Source organism: Frankia nepalensis, from assembly GCF_016786325.1.
In the GTDB taxonomy this organism is placed as follows: domain Bacteria; phylum Actinomycetota; class Actinomycetes; order Frankiales; family Frankiaceae; genus Pseudofrankia; species Pseudofrankia nepalensis.
This window is the reverse complement of the sequence record NZ_JADWYU010000373.1, coordinates 1-15,923: the sequence shown is the minus strand read 5'-3', so window position 1 is coordinate 15,923 and position 15,923 is coordinate 1. Positions and strand designations below refer to the sequence as shown.

The 15,923-nt window shown below is 75.3% G+C and carries 13 protein-coding genes; 8 read left to right on the top strand and 5 right to left on the bottom strand.

Going from position 1 to position 15,923, the window contains the following annotated elements; translation table 11 throughout:
- Both I6A81_RS41510 and msrB read right to left on the bottom strand, forming a co-directional pair.
- Positions 1–705 (bottom strand): DUF4262 domain-containing protein (locus tag I6A81_RS41510; protein ID WP_203006419.1); only part of this gene is annotated, 705 nt, incomplete at its 3' end.
- Positions 706–1,036: 331 nt separating this feature from the next.
- A complete protein-coding gene (gene msrB, locus I6A81_RS41505; RefSeq protein ID WP_203006418.1) occupies positions 1,037–1,468 on the bottom strand; it encodes a peptide-methionine (R)-S-oxide reductase MsrB in 432 nt (143 codons plus the stop codon).
- A 352-nt stretch (positions 1,469–1,820) separates the two neighbouring features.
- Here msrB and I6A81_RS41500 point away from each other — a divergent pair, with 352 nt between their 5' ends.
- Positions 1,821–4,094, top strand: coding sequence for a WD40 repeat domain-containing serine/threonine protein kinase (locus tag I6A81_RS41500; protein ID WP_203006417.1), 2,274 nt, complete (start codon positions 1,821–1,823; stop codon positions 4,092–4,094).
- A 220-nt stretch (positions 4,095–4,314) separates the two neighbouring features.
- On the opposite strand, the gene I6A81_RS41495 is transcribed toward I6A81_RS41500, so the two are convergent.
- The gene (locus tag I6A81_RS41495) at positions 4,315–4,773 is read right to left on the bottom strand and encodes a hypothetical protein (protein ID WP_238430569.1); all 459 of its coding nucleotides are present in this window, start codon (positions 4,771–4,773) and stop codon (positions 4,315–4,317) included.
- A gap of 95 nt (positions 4,774–4,868) precedes the next feature.
- Between I6A81_RS41495 and I6A81_RS41490 the strand changes: the two genes are divergently transcribed.
- On the top strand, positions 4,869–5,213 hold the full coding sequence (locus I6A81_RS41490; protein WP_203006415.1) for an RNA polymerase-binding protein RbpA: 345 nt from the start codon (positions 4,869–4,871) through the stop codon (positions 5,211–5,213).
- A 223-nt stretch (positions 5,214–5,436) separates the two neighbouring features.
- Here I6A81_RS41490 and lnt read toward each other — a convergent pair whose 3' ends face one another.
- Both lnt and I6A81_RS41480 read right to left on the bottom strand, forming a co-directional pair.
- Positions 5,437–8,211: an apolipoprotein N-acyltransferase gene (gene lnt, locus I6A81_RS41485; RefSeq protein ID WP_203006414.1), complete on the bottom strand. Its 2,775-nt coding sequence runs from the start codon at positions 8,209–8,211 to the stop codon at positions 5,437–5,439.
- A 172-nt stretch (positions 8,212–8,383) separates the two neighbouring features.
- Positions 8,384–10,009, bottom strand: a complete 1,626-nt coding sequence (locus I6A81_RS41480) for an amidohydrolase (RefSeq protein ID WP_203006413.1) — start codon at positions 10,007–10,009, stop codon at positions 8,384–8,386.
- A gap of 260 nt (positions 10,010–10,269) precedes the next feature.
- Between I6A81_RS41480 and I6A81_RS41475 the strand changes: the two genes are divergently transcribed.
- The 6 genes from I6A81_RS41475 (at position 10,270) to I6A81_RS41450 (ending at position 15,748) form a co-directional block, all read left to right on the top strand.
- The gene (locus I6A81_RS41475) at positions 10,270–10,878 is read left to right on the top strand and encodes a SigE family RNA polymerase sigma factor (protein ID WP_203006412.1); all 609 of its coding nucleotides are present in this window, start codon (positions 10,270–10,272) and stop codon (positions 10,876–10,878) included.
- Complete coding sequence (locus tag I6A81_RS41470) at positions 10,875–12,098, top strand: hypothetical protein (protein WP_203006411.1); 1,224 nt, start codon at positions 10,875–10,877, stop codon at positions 12,096–12,098. The genes I6A81_RS41475 and I6A81_RS41470 overlap by 4 nt, the downstream gene beginning before the upstream one ends.
- 211 nt (positions 12,099–12,309) lie before the next feature.
- Entirely contained in the window at positions 12,310–12,891 is a 582-nt protein-coding gene (locus I6A81_RS41465; RefSeq protein ID WP_203006410.1) for a SigE family RNA polymerase sigma factor, read from the top strand.
- Positions 12,888–13,697 carry a hypothetical protein gene (locus tag I6A81_RS41460; RefSeq protein WP_203006409.1) on the top strand — a complete coding sequence of 270 codons (810 nt, stop codon included), beginning with the start codon at positions 12,888–12,890 and terminating at the stop codon, positions 13,695–13,697. Before I6A81_RS41465 ends, I6A81_RS41460 begins: the two co-directional genes overlap by 4 nt.
- A gap of 135 nt (positions 13,698–13,832) precedes the next feature.
- A complete protein-coding gene (locus tag I6A81_RS41455; protein ID WP_203006408.1) occupies positions 13,833–14,504 on the top strand; it encodes a SigE family RNA polymerase sigma factor in 672 nt (223 codons plus the stop codon).
- Entirely contained in the window at positions 14,501–15,748 is a 1,248-nt protein-coding gene (locus I6A81_RS41450) for a hypothetical protein (protein ID WP_203006407.1), read from the top strand. Before I6A81_RS41455 ends, I6A81_RS41450 begins: the two co-directional genes overlap by 4 nt.
- Positions 15,749–15,923: the final 175 nt, after the last annotated feature.

Below are 15,923 nucleotides of genomic sequence, written 5' to 3'. Positions count from 1 at the left end.
GTCGAGGGGGTGGGGGGTGGGGGCGTCGTCTGGTTCGTCCTGGTCGAGTCCGCTGTCGTGGGTGTCCTCGTCGAGGGTGAACGGGTCGTCGGTGTGGTCGCCGGGGTCGGGGAAGTCGTCGTGGGGGAAGTGCAGGACGGGTTGGGCGGTGTGGGGCAGGGCCCAGCCGGGTTCCCAGGGGAGGTGGCCGAGGGGGTCGCACCAGATGACCTGGAGGGCGTCGACGGGTGGGCCGTCGGGGGTCTGGTAGCGGCGGTTGGCGGCGGGCAGGAGCGCGGCGCAGTTGCCGGGGTCGACGTCGAGGAGCGCGAGGCGGGGCCAGCCGGGGAAGTCGGCGCACTGGTGGCGGGTGGCGAGGCGGTGGCCGGCGCGGATCTGGTCGCCGAGGGTGTTCAGGAGGGTGGCGGCGGCGTGGACGCGTAGTCCGATGACGACGAGTTCGGGGTGGTGGTCGAAGGCGTGCAGGCCGACGGTGTAGAGGTAGCCGGGTGCGGCGGGTTCGCTGTCGACGCCTTGGAGTGCCCAGCCGTGCCGGGCGATGGTGGTGTCGAGGAGGGTGTCGTAGCGGCGCTGGAACTGGTCGCAGAGGTTGTCGAGGACGTGGGTGGTGTCGAGGAGCCGGCCGGCGGCGGGTCCGCGGGTGGGGCCGGTGGTGGCGCGGTGGGGCTGGGGCGGCCGGGTGCGGGGGCCGCGGTTGCTGGTCATGGCGTCTCCTGCGGTGCGCGGGAACGCCCCCGGGTGGGTCGGCCTGGTGGCCGGGGTGGTGGCTCCTTTCGGCTGGCGCGGGTCCGTGTGGTGGCGGGGCGCCTGGCGGATGGGTGGTGTGTGGCTGTGGTGGTCCTCCGGTCGTCACCGTAGGGGGTGGTGGGCGTGTCCGTGGGCTGCCTGTGGACGGTGGGGGTCTGTCCACAGGCTCGGTGTCGTCGCTGGTGGGGCCGCGGACCATGGACCGTGCGCCCGGACCGTGGTCTGGGCGCCTGGGTTTCGTCGGGTGGTGGCCGTCAGCGTGGGGCCGGGCGGCGGGTGGGGCTGGTGGTCAGCGTTCGGTGGCGTCGAGGTCGAGAGCGAGGCTGTTCATGCAGTAGCGCTGGCCGGTGGGGGCTGGGCCGTCGTCGAAGAGGTGGCCGAGGTGGGAGCCGCAGCGGCCGCAGCGGACCTCGGTGCGGGTCATTCCGTGGGAGTGGTCCTCGATGTACTCGACGGCGTCCTCGGTGAGGGGCTGGTAGAAGCTGGGCCAGCCTGAGCCGGAGTCGTACTTGGTGTCGGAGGAGAACAGCGGGTTGCCGCAGCCGCCGCACAGGTAGGTGCCGGTCTCCTTGTTGTAGGTGTAGGCGCCGGTGAAGGGCCGTTCGGTGGCTGCCTGGCGCAGGATGGCGTAGCGGGCGGGGTCGAGCCGGGAGCGCCATTCGGCGTCGGTGCGTTCCACCTTGTCCGTCGTGCCCGGGGTGGGGCCCTGGGTGTCGCTCATGGTTCTCCTGTCGAGTCGGTCGTCGGGTGGCTGGGTGGCGCTTCGGTCCCCCGGTGCCAGTCTTGCGGGTGGCCGGGATGCCGGCGCGTCTGGTGCAGCGTCGTTGCCCGTGCCGGCATTCCGGTGTGGTGGCGGGTGCTGGTGGGGTCGTGTCCGCGGGGATTGGCGTGGTGGGGGCGGTGGTCGGTGCCGCGTCGTGGCCGTGCTGACCGCCTCGGTGCTGGCACTGATGTGGGGAGAGGCCGGCTTGGTTACGATCTGCGCTGGTTTCGCTGTTCGAACGGTGTCGGTGCGGACGGCTGGGATGCGGGGGCTGGTTCCGGGTGTGGCCCGGGTCCGGAGAGGGTCGCTGGTGGTTTCGGCCGCGCCGTTGGACGAGGACGACCCGACGTCGGTCGGTCCGTATGACCTGGTGGGCCGCCTCGGTGACGGCGGCATGGGCAGTGTGTATCTGGCGCGGCGGCGCCCCGAGCCCGGTGGTGGGGGTGGGCCGGGTCCGCTGGTGGCGTTGAAGGTGATCCGGGCTGATCTGGCGCGGATTCCGGAGTTCCGGGAGCGGTTCCTGCGGGAGGCGCGGTCGGCGCAGCGGGTGGCGCGTTTCTGTACCGCCGAGGTGATCGACGTCAGCACGGTCGGGCGGCGGCCGTATCTGGTGACCGAGTTCATCGACGGGCCGACGCTGTTCGCCGCGGTGCGGGAGCGCGGGGCGTTGCCGCCGGCGGAGCTGGAGCGGCTCGCGGTGGCGGTGGCTTCCGCGCTGACGGCGATCCACGCGGCGGGGATCATCCACCGGGACCTGAAGCCGGGGAACATCCTGCTGTCGGCGTCGGGTGCCCGGGTGATCGATTTTGGGATCTCGCGGGCGTTGGACGCGACGGTGACGTTGACGCGTGGCAGCATCGGCACGCCGGGGTTCATGGCGCCGGAGCAGGCGCTGGGCCGGCCGGTGACGGCGGCGGCGGACGTGTATGCCTGGGGCGCGGTGGTGCTGTTCGCGGCGTCGGGCAGGCCGCCGTTCGACGGGGACTCGACGCCGGTGGTGCTGCGCCGGGTGGTCGAGGACGAGCCGGACCTGGCGGCGGTGCACGAGGCGTTGCGTCCGCTGGTCGCCCGGGTGATGTCGAAGGTGCCCGAGGAGCGGCCGGCGGCCGATGAGCTGCTTCTCGCGCTGCACCGGCTCGCGGCCGCCCCGGCTGCCGTGCCGTCCTCCGATGAGGCGACGGTCGTCGACGCGGCGGCGCGGCCCGCGTCGTCCCAGCCTGTCGCCACGCCCGTCCCGCTGGCGCCGACTCCCCCGCCGTCCGCCGCGCTGCCTCCCGCGGTGACGCGGCCGACGGGCCGTGGCCGGGGCGATGCCGCCGCCCCGTCGTGGCCCACTCCCCCGCAGCCGTCGGTCGGCTGGCCGGAGGCGGCGGTGGACACCCGGGCGGACACCCACCTGGCGGGTGGGTGGGGGCCGTCGGACCCGGTGCCACCTCCGGGAGGGGCCGGGCAGCGGACTGGTGGGGATGAGCGCGGGCGGGAGCCGTCCCGTCGGCGTCGGCGTCTGTTGCTGGCGATGTCCATGGCGGTCGTCGTCGCCGTCGCGTTTGTGGTCGCCGTGGTGCTGATCAGGCCAGAGCGGCATGACGGCGAGAGCGGCGCCGGTGCGTCGCGGAATGGGCCGGTGCCGTCGGTGGCCGACCTGCCGGCGCAGGTTGGGCAGGTTCATGCCCTGGCGTTCGCCGGCGAGTCCGGATCGGATCTGTTGGCGACGGGCGGTGACGACGGGCGGATCCGGCTGTGGGACACGTCCGACGTGACGGCCCCGAAGCAGCTGGCGGAGGTGGCCGAGGGTTCGGCGAGCCAGTTCGCGATGGTCCAGTCGTTGGTGTTCAGCCCTGATGGCCGGCTGCTGGCCAGTGGGGCGTTCAGTTCGTCGATCCGGCTGTGGGACGTGTCGGATCCGACGCGGCCGCGGGAGGTGTCGTGCGGGCCGGTCGAGGCGGGTATCGGCCCGGTCCGGTCGTTGGCGTTCACGGACGACGGCGAGGCGCTGGTCGCGGGTGGGTTCAGCGGGGCGCGGGTGTGGGATGTCGCGGCCCCGGCGTGCCCGGCGCCGACGGGTCCGCTGCTGTCGGACGGGGGGCCGGTCGCGCTCGTCGGTGACCTTCTTGTCACCGGTGGTGAGAAACCGGCGCTGTGGGACGTCGCGAACCCCGCGGAGGCGGGACAGCTGGCGGAGCTGCCGGTGGACGGGGATGTGGAGGCCGTGGCGTTGTCGCGGGACGCCCGGACGCTGGTCCTGTCTGTCGGTGGTGCGGACGCCGTCGAGATCTGGGATGTGTCTGATCCGCGGGCACCGGCGCGCCGGGCGGTGGTTTCGGGTGGCGCGACCGACCTGGCGTTCACTGGGTCCAACTACGGGGTGACGTTCGCCGCCGCCAGCACCGAGAGCCCGCATGTGCTCCTGTGGCGCGTGTCGGAGCTGGGGCCGCCGGTGCCTTTGGGGCGCTATCTGGCGGGTGACGGGCAGGGCGTCGCCGCGTTGGTGGTGGCGCGGGATTCGACTGTCGCGACCGGTGAGACGCGGATCGGTGCCGACGGCGAGATGGCGGGTGTCGTTCGGCTGTGGACCGCGTTCTAAGGCCCTCCCCGCGGATCTTGCTGAGGCTGCTCGACCGCCGATCCGCGTGCACATCCGATGATCACTGGCCCGCGGGAGACCTGGCGACTTCCTCGATCGTCAGATGTGTACGCCGTCCGGCGATTCCTGTCCGCTTTGCCCCCGAATCTCGCCTGATCCACGGGAAGCGTCGTGGGCCGCCGCGGCTTTCGGGATGCCCTTCCGGGTGGTGGCTCGGGTGTCAGGGGCCGGACGGGTCGTCAGGGGTCGAGGCAGGGCTTGAGGTGTCGTGGCGGACGGCTGGGGCTGCCCAGGCGACGGCGGCGGTGGCGAGGGCCGCGGCGAGGCCGCCGGCGGCCGGGGAGATCTGGCGGCGGGCGGCGGCGGTGGCCAGGGCGGTGGCGTCGACGGCGTCGGCGAGCAGGCCGGCCCAGACCCAGCCGCTGGTGGGGTGGCGGCGGGCGAGGGCGTGCAGGAGCCCGGCGCCGAGGGCGAGGTCGCGGCCGCCGAGGAGGCGGGCGGCCCAGGCGGTGCGTTCGGCGGTGACGCGGTCGAGGCCGGTGGCGCGCAGGGCGGTGACGGGGCGAGTGAGAGCGGCCACACCGAGGCCGGCGCGGGCCGCGGCGAGCAGGCCGAGGTGCGTTCGGCCGCCGGCTTGTGGTGCAATGGACGCGATCGGGTGAACACGTAGTGTGGCCACGATCTCGTTACCGACCCTTCCGTTGTGGGAACGTCTTGGTGGGCTCAGTCGTTCGAACTGCTGAGACACCGATAATCAACGCTCGGAGGGGTTCTATGGGCGAGCGCGTTCTGCGGGGCAGCCGTCTCGGCGCGGTGTCCTATGAGACCGACCGCAGCACGGAGCTTGCTCCGCGTCAGACGGCGTCGTACGACTGTCCCAACGGTCACCAGTTCACTATGCCGTTCGCGGCCGAAGCCGAGGTCCCGGCGGTGTGGGAGTGCCGGGTGTGCGGCGAGGCGTCGGTGATCGTGGACGGGGAGCGGCCGGAGCCGAAGAAGGCGAAGCCGCCGCGTACGCACTGGGACATGCTGATGGAGCGTCGGACGACCGCGGACCTGGAAGAGGTTCTGGCGGAGCGGCTGGCGGTCCTGCGCGGCGAGGACAAGCGTTCGGCGTAGCGAGTCGGCGGGGCGGGCCAGTCTGTTCGCCGGCCTACGGCCGGCTTCCCGGCGGCCCGCGATGTCTGCCCGGGGGGTGACCCCCGGGCCCCCGAGGCCGGGCTTCGCTCGGCGAAGGGGGGCGTGAAGCGAGCACCGCGACAGCGGGACACTGGTGAAAGGGACGTGGCCAGGCGGCCACGTCCCTTTCGTCGTGGTCATCTCTGCTCTGGCTGGCCGTGGGTCAGCTGTCGCCGGTGGCGCGCTGCTGCTGGATGGGGGTGTCGAGGGTCGCGGTGGAGCCGGGGGCGGTGCTGGCCACCGACGGCGAGCTGGTGGTGGGCTGGGCCTGTGGGGTGGCCGGGCCGGTGGCGGCGACGAGGGCGGGTTCGGGGGCCGGGGCCGGAACGGTGATGGGCGTCGCGGCGGGCCGGGGGGCGGGGCCGGAACGGCCGGAGGTCAGCGCCCACAGGGCCGTACGCCAGAACGCCTCGATGATGATCGAGCGGCTCATCTTGGAGCTGCCGCGTTCTCGTTCGACGAAGGTGATCGGCACTTCGGCGACGGAGAAGCCGTGTCGCCAGGCGGTCCAGGCGAGGTCGACCTGGAAGCAGTACCCCTGGGACTGGATCTTGTCGAGGTCGCGGGCGCGCAGCACCTCGGCCCGGTAGGCGCGGTAGCCGGCGGTGGCGTCGCGCAGCGGGATGCGCAGGGCGGCGCGGACGTAGGCGTTGGCGCCGCGGGACAGGACGAGCCGGCGCCGTGGCCAGTTGTGGACCTGCCCGCCGGGGACCCAGCGGGAGCCGATGACGAGGTCGGCGCCGGCGTCGAGCCGGGTGAGCAGGCGGGGCAGCTGCTCGGGCTGGTGGGAGCCGTCGGCGTCCATCTCGACGATGACGTCGTAGCCGTGGCGCAGCGCCCAGGAGAAGCCCGCGATGTAGGCGGAGCCGAGGCCGGACTTGCCGGCGCGGTGCAGGACGTGGATGCGTGGGTCCTCGCGGGCGAGCTCGTCGGCGATCTCGCCGGTGCCGTCGGGGCTGTTGTCGTCGATGACGAGCAGGTCGACGGTCGGGTTGGCCTCGCGGAGCCGGTGGGCGGTCCGGGTGAGGTTCTCCCGTTCGTTGTACGTCGGCACGCAGACGACTACCCGGTGGTCCACGCCGTTCCTTTCCGATCTGCGGCCGTCGGGCCGGGGGCTGGTGGGCGGGGTGCGCTCCCACCGGCCGTGGTGGTCGGGACCGGGGCCGGTGGCTCCGGTCTCGGTCGTCTCGGCGCCGGCGCGGCGTCGGCGGCCGAGGATGGTTCCGCCCATCATCGCGGCTAGGCCGAGGGCGACCGCGACCGCCTCCGGTATGACACCGACCCGGTCGGCGAGGGTGCGGGCGGTACGTAGCGGGAGGTCGGCGGACAGTATCCCGGGCTCGTACAGACCGGTCTGGGCGAGGACGGTGCCGTCGGGGGTGATGATGGCGCTTTGTCCGCTGGTGGAGACCTGGATGGTGGCGCGGCCGTGTTCGACGGCGCGGATCCGGGTCATGGCGAGCTGCTGTTGGCTTTCGCCGTTGCGGCCGAAGGAGGCGTTGTTCGTCTGGACGACGAGCAGGCGGGCGCCGTCGTCGACGGAGGCGCGGACGTTGCCGTCGTAGGCGACCTCGAAGCAGATCACGTCGCCGATCATGGTGCCGGCGGCGGGCAGGGCGGCGGGGCCGGTGCCGTGGACGAAGTCGTTCGGCATCTCGGTCGCGAACCGGGTGATGATCTTTTCGAGGACGTCGCGGCCGGGGAGGTACTCGGCGAACGGGACGGGCCGGTGCTTGACGTACATGTCGCCGGTGAAGCCGTCGGTCGTCCAGATGAGGCCGGCGTTGCTGACGTGGCCTTCGCCGGGGCCGTCGAGGACGGCGCCGACGAGGATCGGGACGCCCACCGCGGCCGCGGCCTCGTCCAGCAGCGCGGCCGCGCGGGGGTCGCGCAGCGGGTCGACGTCGGAGGAGTTCTCGGGCCAGACGACGAGGTCGGGGGCCGGGACGCGGCCGGCGGCGACGTCGGCGGCGAGTTTCAGGGTCTGGTCGACGTGGTTGCGGGTGACCTGGAACTTCTCGCCGAGGGCGTCGTAGCCGCCCGGTTCGGGGACGTTGCCCTGGATCGCGGCGACGCGCAGGCTGCCTTCCTGGGCGTCGGTGGGCAGCGGGACGGCGAGGCCGGCTAGCGCGAGCGCGGTGATGCCCGCGGCGGGCAGCCCGGCGCCCAGCGCGAACGCCCGGCCGGGCCGCGGGGTGGCCACCGCCTGGCCGGCGGGGGCCGGGGGGTTGGTGACGCCGAGGCGGGCCGCGGCGGCGGCGCGGCCCGCGGTCCAGGCCGCGTGGGCGGCGAACGCGAGCAGGGCGGCGGTGGCGGCGACGGCGAACGTCATCCCGGGGGCGCCAGCGACGGCGGCGAGCGGGGTGTAGGGGCTGTCGGGCTGGGAGAACGCGAGCCGGCCCCAGGGGAAGCCGCCGAACGGGGCCCGGCCGCGCAGCGCCTCCTGGGCGACCCAGACTCCGGCGACCCCGGCCCAGGCGTAGCGGGCGGGCAGCCGCAGCGCGAGGGTGGTCGCGGGGCCGACGACGGCGAGGATCGCGCCTTCGGCGGCGGCGAGGACGACGAGGCCGTCGGGGCCGACGAAGGAGACGAACCGCAGCAGGGGAAGCAGGAAACCGAGCGAGAACAGCCAGGCGAGCCCGTAGGCGGCGCGTAGCCGCCGGCCGCGCAGCAGCAGGGTGAGAACGGCCACCGCGACGGGGGCGAGCGGCCAGGCGCCGATCGGCGGGAAGGAGACGTAGAGCAGGACGCCGGCCGCGGCGGCGGTGAGCCCGCGGGCCAGGGAGGCGGGGCGGGGTGGCCGCGGGCGGCGTTTTCTACGGGTGGGTGTCTCCCCCGTCGCCGGGTCGGCGCCGTCCCTCGGGCTCGGTCGCGGCCCGGTGGTGTCCGGCGCGGTCGCGGCGGGTGTGGGGCCGGGGCCGGCGGCGGGCGGTGTCACGGTCCCAGTGTGCTTGACGGGGCGGGCCCGGTGTGCCGGAGTGTCCGTGCGGGCGGTCTCGCCGGCGGTGGTATGGGTTCGCCGGGACGCTCCCGTGCCGCCCGGAACCGCCGGTGGCCGTGGCGGGGTCGGGATGGTTCCCGCTGGGCCCTGCCGGGGGCCGTGGTGTTCGTTACTGTCCGTTTCCCGTGGTGGCGTCGTACAGGGTCCTGCCACGGGCGACGGTCCGCAGACAGACCGGGTCGGGGCCGGTCAGGTCGGGTAGTGGCGGGTGACCGGGCAGGTGGGCGAGGCCGGCGGGCAGGTCCCAGACCGCGAAGGTGGCGGGATGGCCGGGCGCCAGCGTGCCGTGGCCGTCGGTGTCGGCGCGGGCCGCGTGCCAGCCGCCGCGGGTGGCGGCGGTGAACGCGGCGGGCAGGGTGAGGCGCGCGGCCGGGGTGTGGTGGCCGACGGCGGCGCGGATCGACGCCCACGGGTCGAGGGGGGTGACGGGGGCGTCGGAGGACAGCGCGAGGCCGACGCCGGCGGCGGCAAGCGCGGCGAACGGGTTGATCGCGGCGGCGCGGTCCGCGCCGAGCCGGGTGGCGTACAGGCCGGCCGGACCGCCCCAGTGGGTGTCGAACGCCGGCTGGACGACGGCGACGGCTCCGTGGGCGGCGAGCCGGGTGATCTGGTCCGGGTGGGCGAGTACGCAGTGCTCCACCCGGGGCCGGGTGGCGGCGACCCGCGCGGCCCCGGCGGTGGCCGCCGCGTCGAGCCCGGCGAGGACGACGTCGATCGCGGCGTCGCCGATGGCGTGGAAGCCGGGCTGGCGGCCGGTGGCGAGCGCGGTGAGAACCGTGGTGGCGACGGCGTGGGCGTCGAGCAGCGGCGGCGGCCGGTGGCCGGGGCGGTCGGCGTAGGGGGCACGCAGCGCTGCGGTGTGGGAGCCGATCGACCCGTCGACGAACACGTCCCCGCCGAGGCCGACGGCGAGCCGGCCGCCCGGGTCGAGGTCGTCGAGGACCGCCGCGTCGCCGGCCCAGTAGCCGGCGATCAGGGGGCCGGGTTCGGTGGCGGCGTGCGCGAGCAGGGCGGCGAGGTCGTCGGCGGAGGACACCTCGGGGCCGGCCATCTCGTGCAGCGCGGCGATCCCGAGCGCGGCGGCGGTGGCGCGCAGCCGCCGCCACGCGTCGGTGCGCTGCCCGGGGGTGATGGTGTCGTAGGCGGTTGACCTGGCGGCGTGGTGGGCGTCGCCGCGGCACAGGCCGTCGCCGAGCCAGCCGGCCAGCAGCGAGGCGCCGGACGCGGCGGCGAGTTTCCCCGAGACGACGGCGCTGTGGCCGTCGACGCGGGCGAGGTAGACGAACCGGTCCCCCGCGGCCATCTCGAGTTCGGCGGCGGTCGGTGGGCGCTGTTCGGGCCAGCGGGTCTCGTCCCATCCGGTGCCCAGCAGGGTCGCCGCGCCGGCCGAGGCCGCGGCGGCGACCGCGTCGAGGGCGGCGCGCAGGGTGGGGGCGGCGGCGAGGTCGAGGCCGCCGAGCGCCAGCCCGGTGGCGGTGGCGTGCAGGTGGGCGTCGACGAACGCGGGGGCGAGCAGCGCCCCGGCCAGGTCGGCGACCGCGTCGACGCGGTCGCCGGGCGCGGCGGCGATCTCGTCGGCGTCGTCGGCCGTGCCGATCCAGGCGATGGTGCCGTCGCGGGCGGTCAGCAGCGCGGTGGCGCGCGGATGCGCCGCGCTGTGGATGTGGCCGCCCCGGTAGAGCACGGCCCTGGCGGGCTCGCTGTCCGTCACGTGTTGCCACGCCGCGCTGGTCATGGTCCGAGTCTGCCGGCCGGGCCGGCCGGGCCGGCGGCGCGACACGACTACGGGGCCCGCCTGGCCGGGGGCCTTCGGGTGTTTCGGCGTCCGGCCGGCCGGGCCGCGTCCCACGGCCGGCCGGCGGGATGGGCGGTACCTGTGGGGCTGTGGTGTTTCTTGACTGGGGATGGTGTGGGCGTGTTGTCGAGAGGGCTGTCTGTCAGCCTGGCGGCCGGTGGCGTCTTAGGGAGGACAGGACGGCGAGAGGAGTACCACCCATGCCGGACGCTGGCGCGGCACCGCGCCGCGACAACCGGTCGTTCGAGGAGTTCGTCGCCGACCGCGGGACCGCGCTGCTGCGCACCGCGGTGATCCTCACCGGCGACCGCCAGGCCGGAGAGGACCTGCTGCAGGACGTCCTGCTGCGGGCCCACCGGCGTTGGCGGCACGTCGACGACCCGTACAGCTACCTGCGCCGTTCGCTGGTGAACGCCTCGGTCAGCCGGGCCAGGCGGCGGCTGCGGGCACGGGAGGACCTTGTCGGCTGGGACGAGGACCCGGCCGCCGACGTGCTCGCCTGGCCCGCCAGGGACGAGATCGGCCGGGTGCCCGACCGGCACGACCTGCTGGCGCTGCTGCGCCGGCTGCCGCCCCGGCAGCGGGCGGTGATCGCGCTGCGCTACTACGACGACCTGTCCGTGAGCCAGATCGCCGCCGAGCTGGGCTGCGGCGAGGGCTCGGTACGCACCCACGCCTCCCGGGGCCTGGCCCGGCTGCGGGAGCTGATGGACCCGGAAGAGCCGGCCGCCGCGCGGGAGGCGGCCCGGCCGGAGAAGTCGTCCGCGCGGCCCGCGCCGCTGACGGGCCGGAAGGGAGCGCGGGCATGAGCGGGTTCGACGAGCAGGCGGTCAGCGAGCTGACGGCGGGCGACGAGGCGTTCGAGCGGCGGCTGCGGGCCGCGCTCGCCGCCACCGTCGCCGACGTCGAGTTGGCGCCCTTGGCCGGGGCCGCGGTCCTCGCGGATCGCCGCGCCCAGCGGCGCCGCTGGGTCGCTTCCGGGATCGCCGCCGCGGCGGCCGTCGCGATGGTCGTCGGCGGGGTGACCGCCACCACCCGCGACGTCGGGGGTTCCGACCGGCCCGCGCCGGCCACCGCGGGTGGGCCACGGGAGACGCTGTTCGGGGTGTCGGTGGGCTGGCTGCCCGACGGCCTGGCACGGTACGGGCAGACGGTGATCACGGCCAAGCAGCAGGCAAAGCCCTGGTACCTGCAGACGGTCAACTTCGCCATCGACGGCGACGTCGACCGGGCCCGTGCCACCGGTTCGTACTACTCGATGATGGTTCTGCGCCCGAGCACCGCCAGCCCGGTGCCCGACGTCGACGCGTGGCGTGAGCGGGAGACACAGTCGGACCGCAATCTCGAAGGCCTGTCCGAGACCTTCGAACGCGTGACGGTGAACGGCCGGGACGCGCTGCTGATCCGCGCCGAGATCGGATCCGAGGTGCGGTCCGCCGGGATGCCCGCCGGAAGCGGGCAGATTCAGACGCCGCGGGTGGCGTACAGCCTGTACTGGCGGGTCGACCTGGCGGGCGGCGGGTCCGTCGGGGTCGGTGTCGGCGGGCCGGACCGCGCCGCCGTCCAGCGGATCGCCGAGAGCGTGGACGCCGACGGACCGCTGCCCGGGCCGGCCGACCGCGCCACCGCGGCGGCCCAGATCCGCGCGGCGGCGCAGACCGCCTTCGACGGCACGCGGGAGCTCGACATGCTGACCGCGTTGGAAGACCCACAGCGGCTGCGGCCACCGCTGGAGTCGGCGCTCGCCACCGACCGCGACAGCGTCCGGAAGACGAAGTTCCTCGGTTTCGAGGATTGGGCCGACCGCGACACCGAGGTGATGTTCCTCAGCGCGACCGAGGCGGTCGTCGGGGTACGGGTCGCCGCGGTCGCCCCACCGGGCACCGTGTCGTCCGTCCCCACCGGCGACGAGTCCACCGCGATCGAGACCGATCTGCGGTTCGTCGTCGTCGACGGCGAGTGGAAGCTCACCGTGATGAGCTGGTGCTCGATCACCCAGTTCGCGGTGCCGGGCTGCCCGATGCAGTGACAGTCCGCGCTCCAGGCGCCGTCGTCGCCCCGTGGCCCGGGCCGACGACGGCGCTCGCGCGCCGGCACCCCATCCGTCCGGGTCCGGCGCCGCGCCACGATGTCGCGTCCTCGGCCGCCCGGCGGTCGACTGACCCCGTTCCCGCCGGCTGTCCACCGGGAGGCGCCCGACGGCGTCCTAGGGAGGGACAGAACGGCGAAAGGGGACACAGATGCCGGACAGTGGCGCGCGGGCGCGCCGCGACGACCGGTCGTTCGAGGGGTTCGTCGCCGACCGCGGCAGCGCGCTGCTGCGCACCGCGGTGTTCCTGACCGGGGACCGCCAGGGCGGGGAGGACCTGCTGCAGGACGTCCTGCTGCGGGCCTACCGCCGGTGGGCGGACGTCGACGACCCGGAGAGCTACCTGCGCCGCGCGCTGGTGAACGCGTCGGTGAGCCGGGCGCGGCGCTGGCCGCGCGGCCGGGAGCAGCTGGTCGCCTGGGACGAGCCCGGGCCGGACCTGGCGGTCTCGCCCGGGGGGCTGGTGGACGTGGCCGGCCGGGTAGGTGACCGCCACGACCTGCTCGGCGCGCTGCGCCAACTGCCGCCCCGGCAGCGGGCGGTGATCGTGCTGCGCTACTTCGACGACCTGTCCGAAGCCGAGATCGCCACCGAGCTGGGCTGCGGCGCGGGCACGGTCAAGACCCACGCCGCCCGGGGGCTTTCCCGGCTGCGGGAGCTGATGGGCCCGCTTGCCGGCTCGCCCGCGGCGCTGTCCGCGACGTCCCCGACGAGGAAAGGAATGCCGACGTGACCAGGTTCGACGAGCCGACGGCGCCGGGGACGGCGAGCACCGGGCTGGCCGACTTCGAGGACGGCCTGCGGGCCGCGTTCACCGACACGGCCCGGGAGATCCACCTGCCACCGGCGGCGGGCACCGCGGTCGTTACGCGCGCCAGGCGCGGCACCGGTGTCCACGGGCGTGGCCGCTGGGTGGCGGCGGGGCTGGCCACCGCCGCGGCGGTAGGGCTGGTCGCCGCCGGGGCGGCGGTGGTGCCCCGGGTGACGGACGGCACCCGGGAGGCCGCCACGGTCATGTCCGGGGGCACCGCGCCAGCCGCGGCCCGGGCGGTGGTCTACGGGGTGAGCGTCGGCTGGCTGCCCGCCGACATGGTCGTCCTGCGCGACTCGGCCGGCGCCGGCCGACAGGACGGGGCCTTCTGGCAGACGGTGCTGTTCGGCACGCCCGAGACCGCCGCCCGGGCGCGGGTGGCCGACCCGGCCGACGGGCCGGTGTTCGACGTCTCCGTGACCGTGGAACGCGGCGGCGCGCCGTTCGACCCCGAACAGTTCGTCCAGGAGCTGTACGGCTCCGCGAACTCGGGGGATCTGTACGCCTTCACCTGGGAGCTCGCCACGGTCGGTGGCCACCCGGCGGGGGTGTACAGCCTGGACTGGGCCCGGCCGCCGACGGGGACGATCTGGCGGGTCAGCTGGGCCGACGGGCACGGGGTGCTGGTGTCCGTCGAGGCGGCGGACCGGGCCACGGCGCAGCGGATCGCCGAGAGCGTCGTCATCGGCGCCGCGCCCGCCGGCCCACCCAGCGCCGGGCCGCGCTGACCGCACCCTCCACTCGAACCGCTCGTCCTCCGGCCCGCTCGTCGTCCGGACGATCCCGGCCCGGCCCACGCTCATCGTGGACCGGGCCGGGCGCGTCTGGAGAGCGGCACAGCCGACGAGCGCGAGGAGGCGAGGGTGCGTGCGGACGACGAACGGGCTTTCGAGGAGTTCATGGCCAGGACGGCCAGCCGGCAGCTGCTGAGCGCGGTCCTGCTGACCGGCGGCGACTGGGCCGCCGCCGAGGACCTCGTCCAGGGGGCGTTCGAACGCACCTACCTGCACTGGGGGAAGATCGACGCCGGCCGTGAGGACGCCTACCTGCGCCGCACGGTGATCAACGCCGCGACCAGCCGCTGGCGGCGGCTGCGCGCCCGGGTCCGCGAGGTCCCGCTGCTCGTCGACGGGGAGTGGACCGTCGACGTCCCCGAGGCGGACGCCGACCACGCCGCCCGGATGACCCAGCGCGACGGCCTGATCCGGGCGCTGCGCACCCTGCCGCCGCGCCAGCGCGCCATCGTCGTCCTGCGCTACGTCGACGACCTGCCCGAGTCCGACGTCGCCGCGGCGCTGGGCTGCTCGGTCGGCTCGGTGCGCAGCCAGGCCTCCCGGGGCCTGGCGAAGCTGCGGCACAGCGAGCACCTGCGCGTCCTGGGCCCGGCCGCCGCGGCCGGGCCGCACCCGGGCACCACGGGGCGCCGCCGCGGCGCGAAACCGGGCCCGGCGGTGGACATCCTGACCAACGAACCCGGCTCCCAGGCCGTCGCGCGGGCCGTGACCGCCCCCCGGACGCGAGAGGACACGCCGTGAGCATCACCGACAGCGACCTGCGGGCGCGTCTGCGCGCCCTTCCCGCGGACCTGCCCCAGCGGGCCTTTCGCCCGGCGCTTCCCGACGTCCGCGCCGGCGCGCGGCGCCGCCGCGCCCGGGCACGCGTCGCCGCGGCCGCGGCGCTCGTCGTCCTCGTCACCGCCGGCGTCGGGATCCCCGCCGGCGTGCTCACCGGCTCCAGGGACAGCGTCGTTCCCGCCACGTCCCGCCCCGCCTCGTCCTTCGGTGGCTTCTCGGTGACCTGGCTGCCCGACGGGCTCACCCACAAGGCCAACTCCGCCGCCTTCGAGCAGGAGCCCTACCCGTTCGCGTGGGGTCCCGTCGACGCCTCGGGCCGGCCCCTGCCGATGGAGCAGGTCATGAGGTTGCCGGGGCGCCCGCTGAGCCTGCACGCGCGGGCCGAACCCACCACGTTCGCTTCCCTGTTCACCGCCGAGGAGGCGACCAACCCGTCGTCGGTCTGGGTGAGCGTGACCTGGCAGCCGCGGGCCGTCATGACGGTCGACCTGATGGCCGCCGAGATCCGGAACGGCGTGAACGGCGAAGCCGGGCAGATCGACGTCACGCGGGACGCCGTCGCCGGCCGGCCGGCCCTGGTCCTGCGCCTCGACACCGCCACCGCGACGGCCACCGAGCCCGGCTGGCCGGCGCCGGACCCGGCGACCCGCCACCACCTGGCGCTGCTGTGGGTCGACGCGGCGGGCAGGGTGTTCGCGGTGGAGCTGACTGGGCCCAGCTCCCCCGACCTGGCGGTGGCGCACCGCGTCGCCGACGGCATCGTCCTCGGCAAGATGCCGATCGTCGCGGGCCACACCCCGCCGATCGCGGCGCCGGAGCCGGTCGACGCGCGGACCGCCGCCGATGTCCGCGCCGTGATCGAGACGGTCTTCACGGCCGGCGCGCCGGACGACCGCTGGGCCGTCGCGGTGCAGGACGGCTCGGAGCTGCTCGCGATCCGCGCCAAGATCGCCGAGTTCCACCCCGGGCTCGCCGGCTCGCTGAAGGGCACGGTCGACACCCTGAGTCGCCTCGACGCCGGCACGGTCAGGGCCCGGGTGCTGCTGACGTTCGACGACCCGGCCCTGAAGACGGTGGTCGCCATCGACACCGTGCCCATCGACGTGACGGTCGTCCGCGCCGGCGACGGCTGGAAGGTCACCCGGGTCAGCTACTGCGACAGCGTCGCCCTGCTGGGGATCTCGGCCCTGTCCCTGGCCTGCTGAGGGCACCCGCCCACCGCGCCGGCGCCGCCGCCGGCCGGCCGCGACAGCCCGCGTTCGCGCGGCGTGAACCGGAATGTCAGCGCGACAGGGCCCGGCGGCGTCTAGACCCGTCTTCCGCACATGGGATTTCGATGCGCCGGCTGACCCGGTTATCGATCAAGGTGGTCGGGTCGGG

Coding starts and splice junctions, on each gene's coding strand:
- msrB (WP_203006418.1), bottom strand. CDS start 1,468: ATGAGCGACACCCAGGGCCCCACCCCGGGCACGACGGACAAGGTGGAA.
- I6A81_RS41475 (WP_203006412.1), top strand. CDS start 10,270: ATGCCGGACGCTGGCGCGGCACCGCGCCGCGACAACCGGTCGTTCGAG.
- I6A81_RS41490 (WP_203006415.1), top strand. CDS start 4,869: ATGGGCGAGCGCGTTCTGCGGGGCAGCCGTCTCGGCGCGGTGTCCTAT.
- I6A81_RS41480 (WP_203006413.1), bottom strand. CDS start 10,009: ATGACCAGCGCGGCGTGGCAACACGTGACGGACAGCGAGCCCGCCAGG.
- I6A81_RS41465 (WP_203006410.1), top strand. CDS start 12,310: ATGCCGGACAGTGGCGCGCGGGCGCGCCGCGACGACCGGTCGTTCGAG.
- I6A81_RS41470 (WP_203006411.1), top strand. CDS start 10,875: ATGAGCGGGTTCGACGAGCAGGCGGTCAGCGAGCTGACGGCGGGCGAC.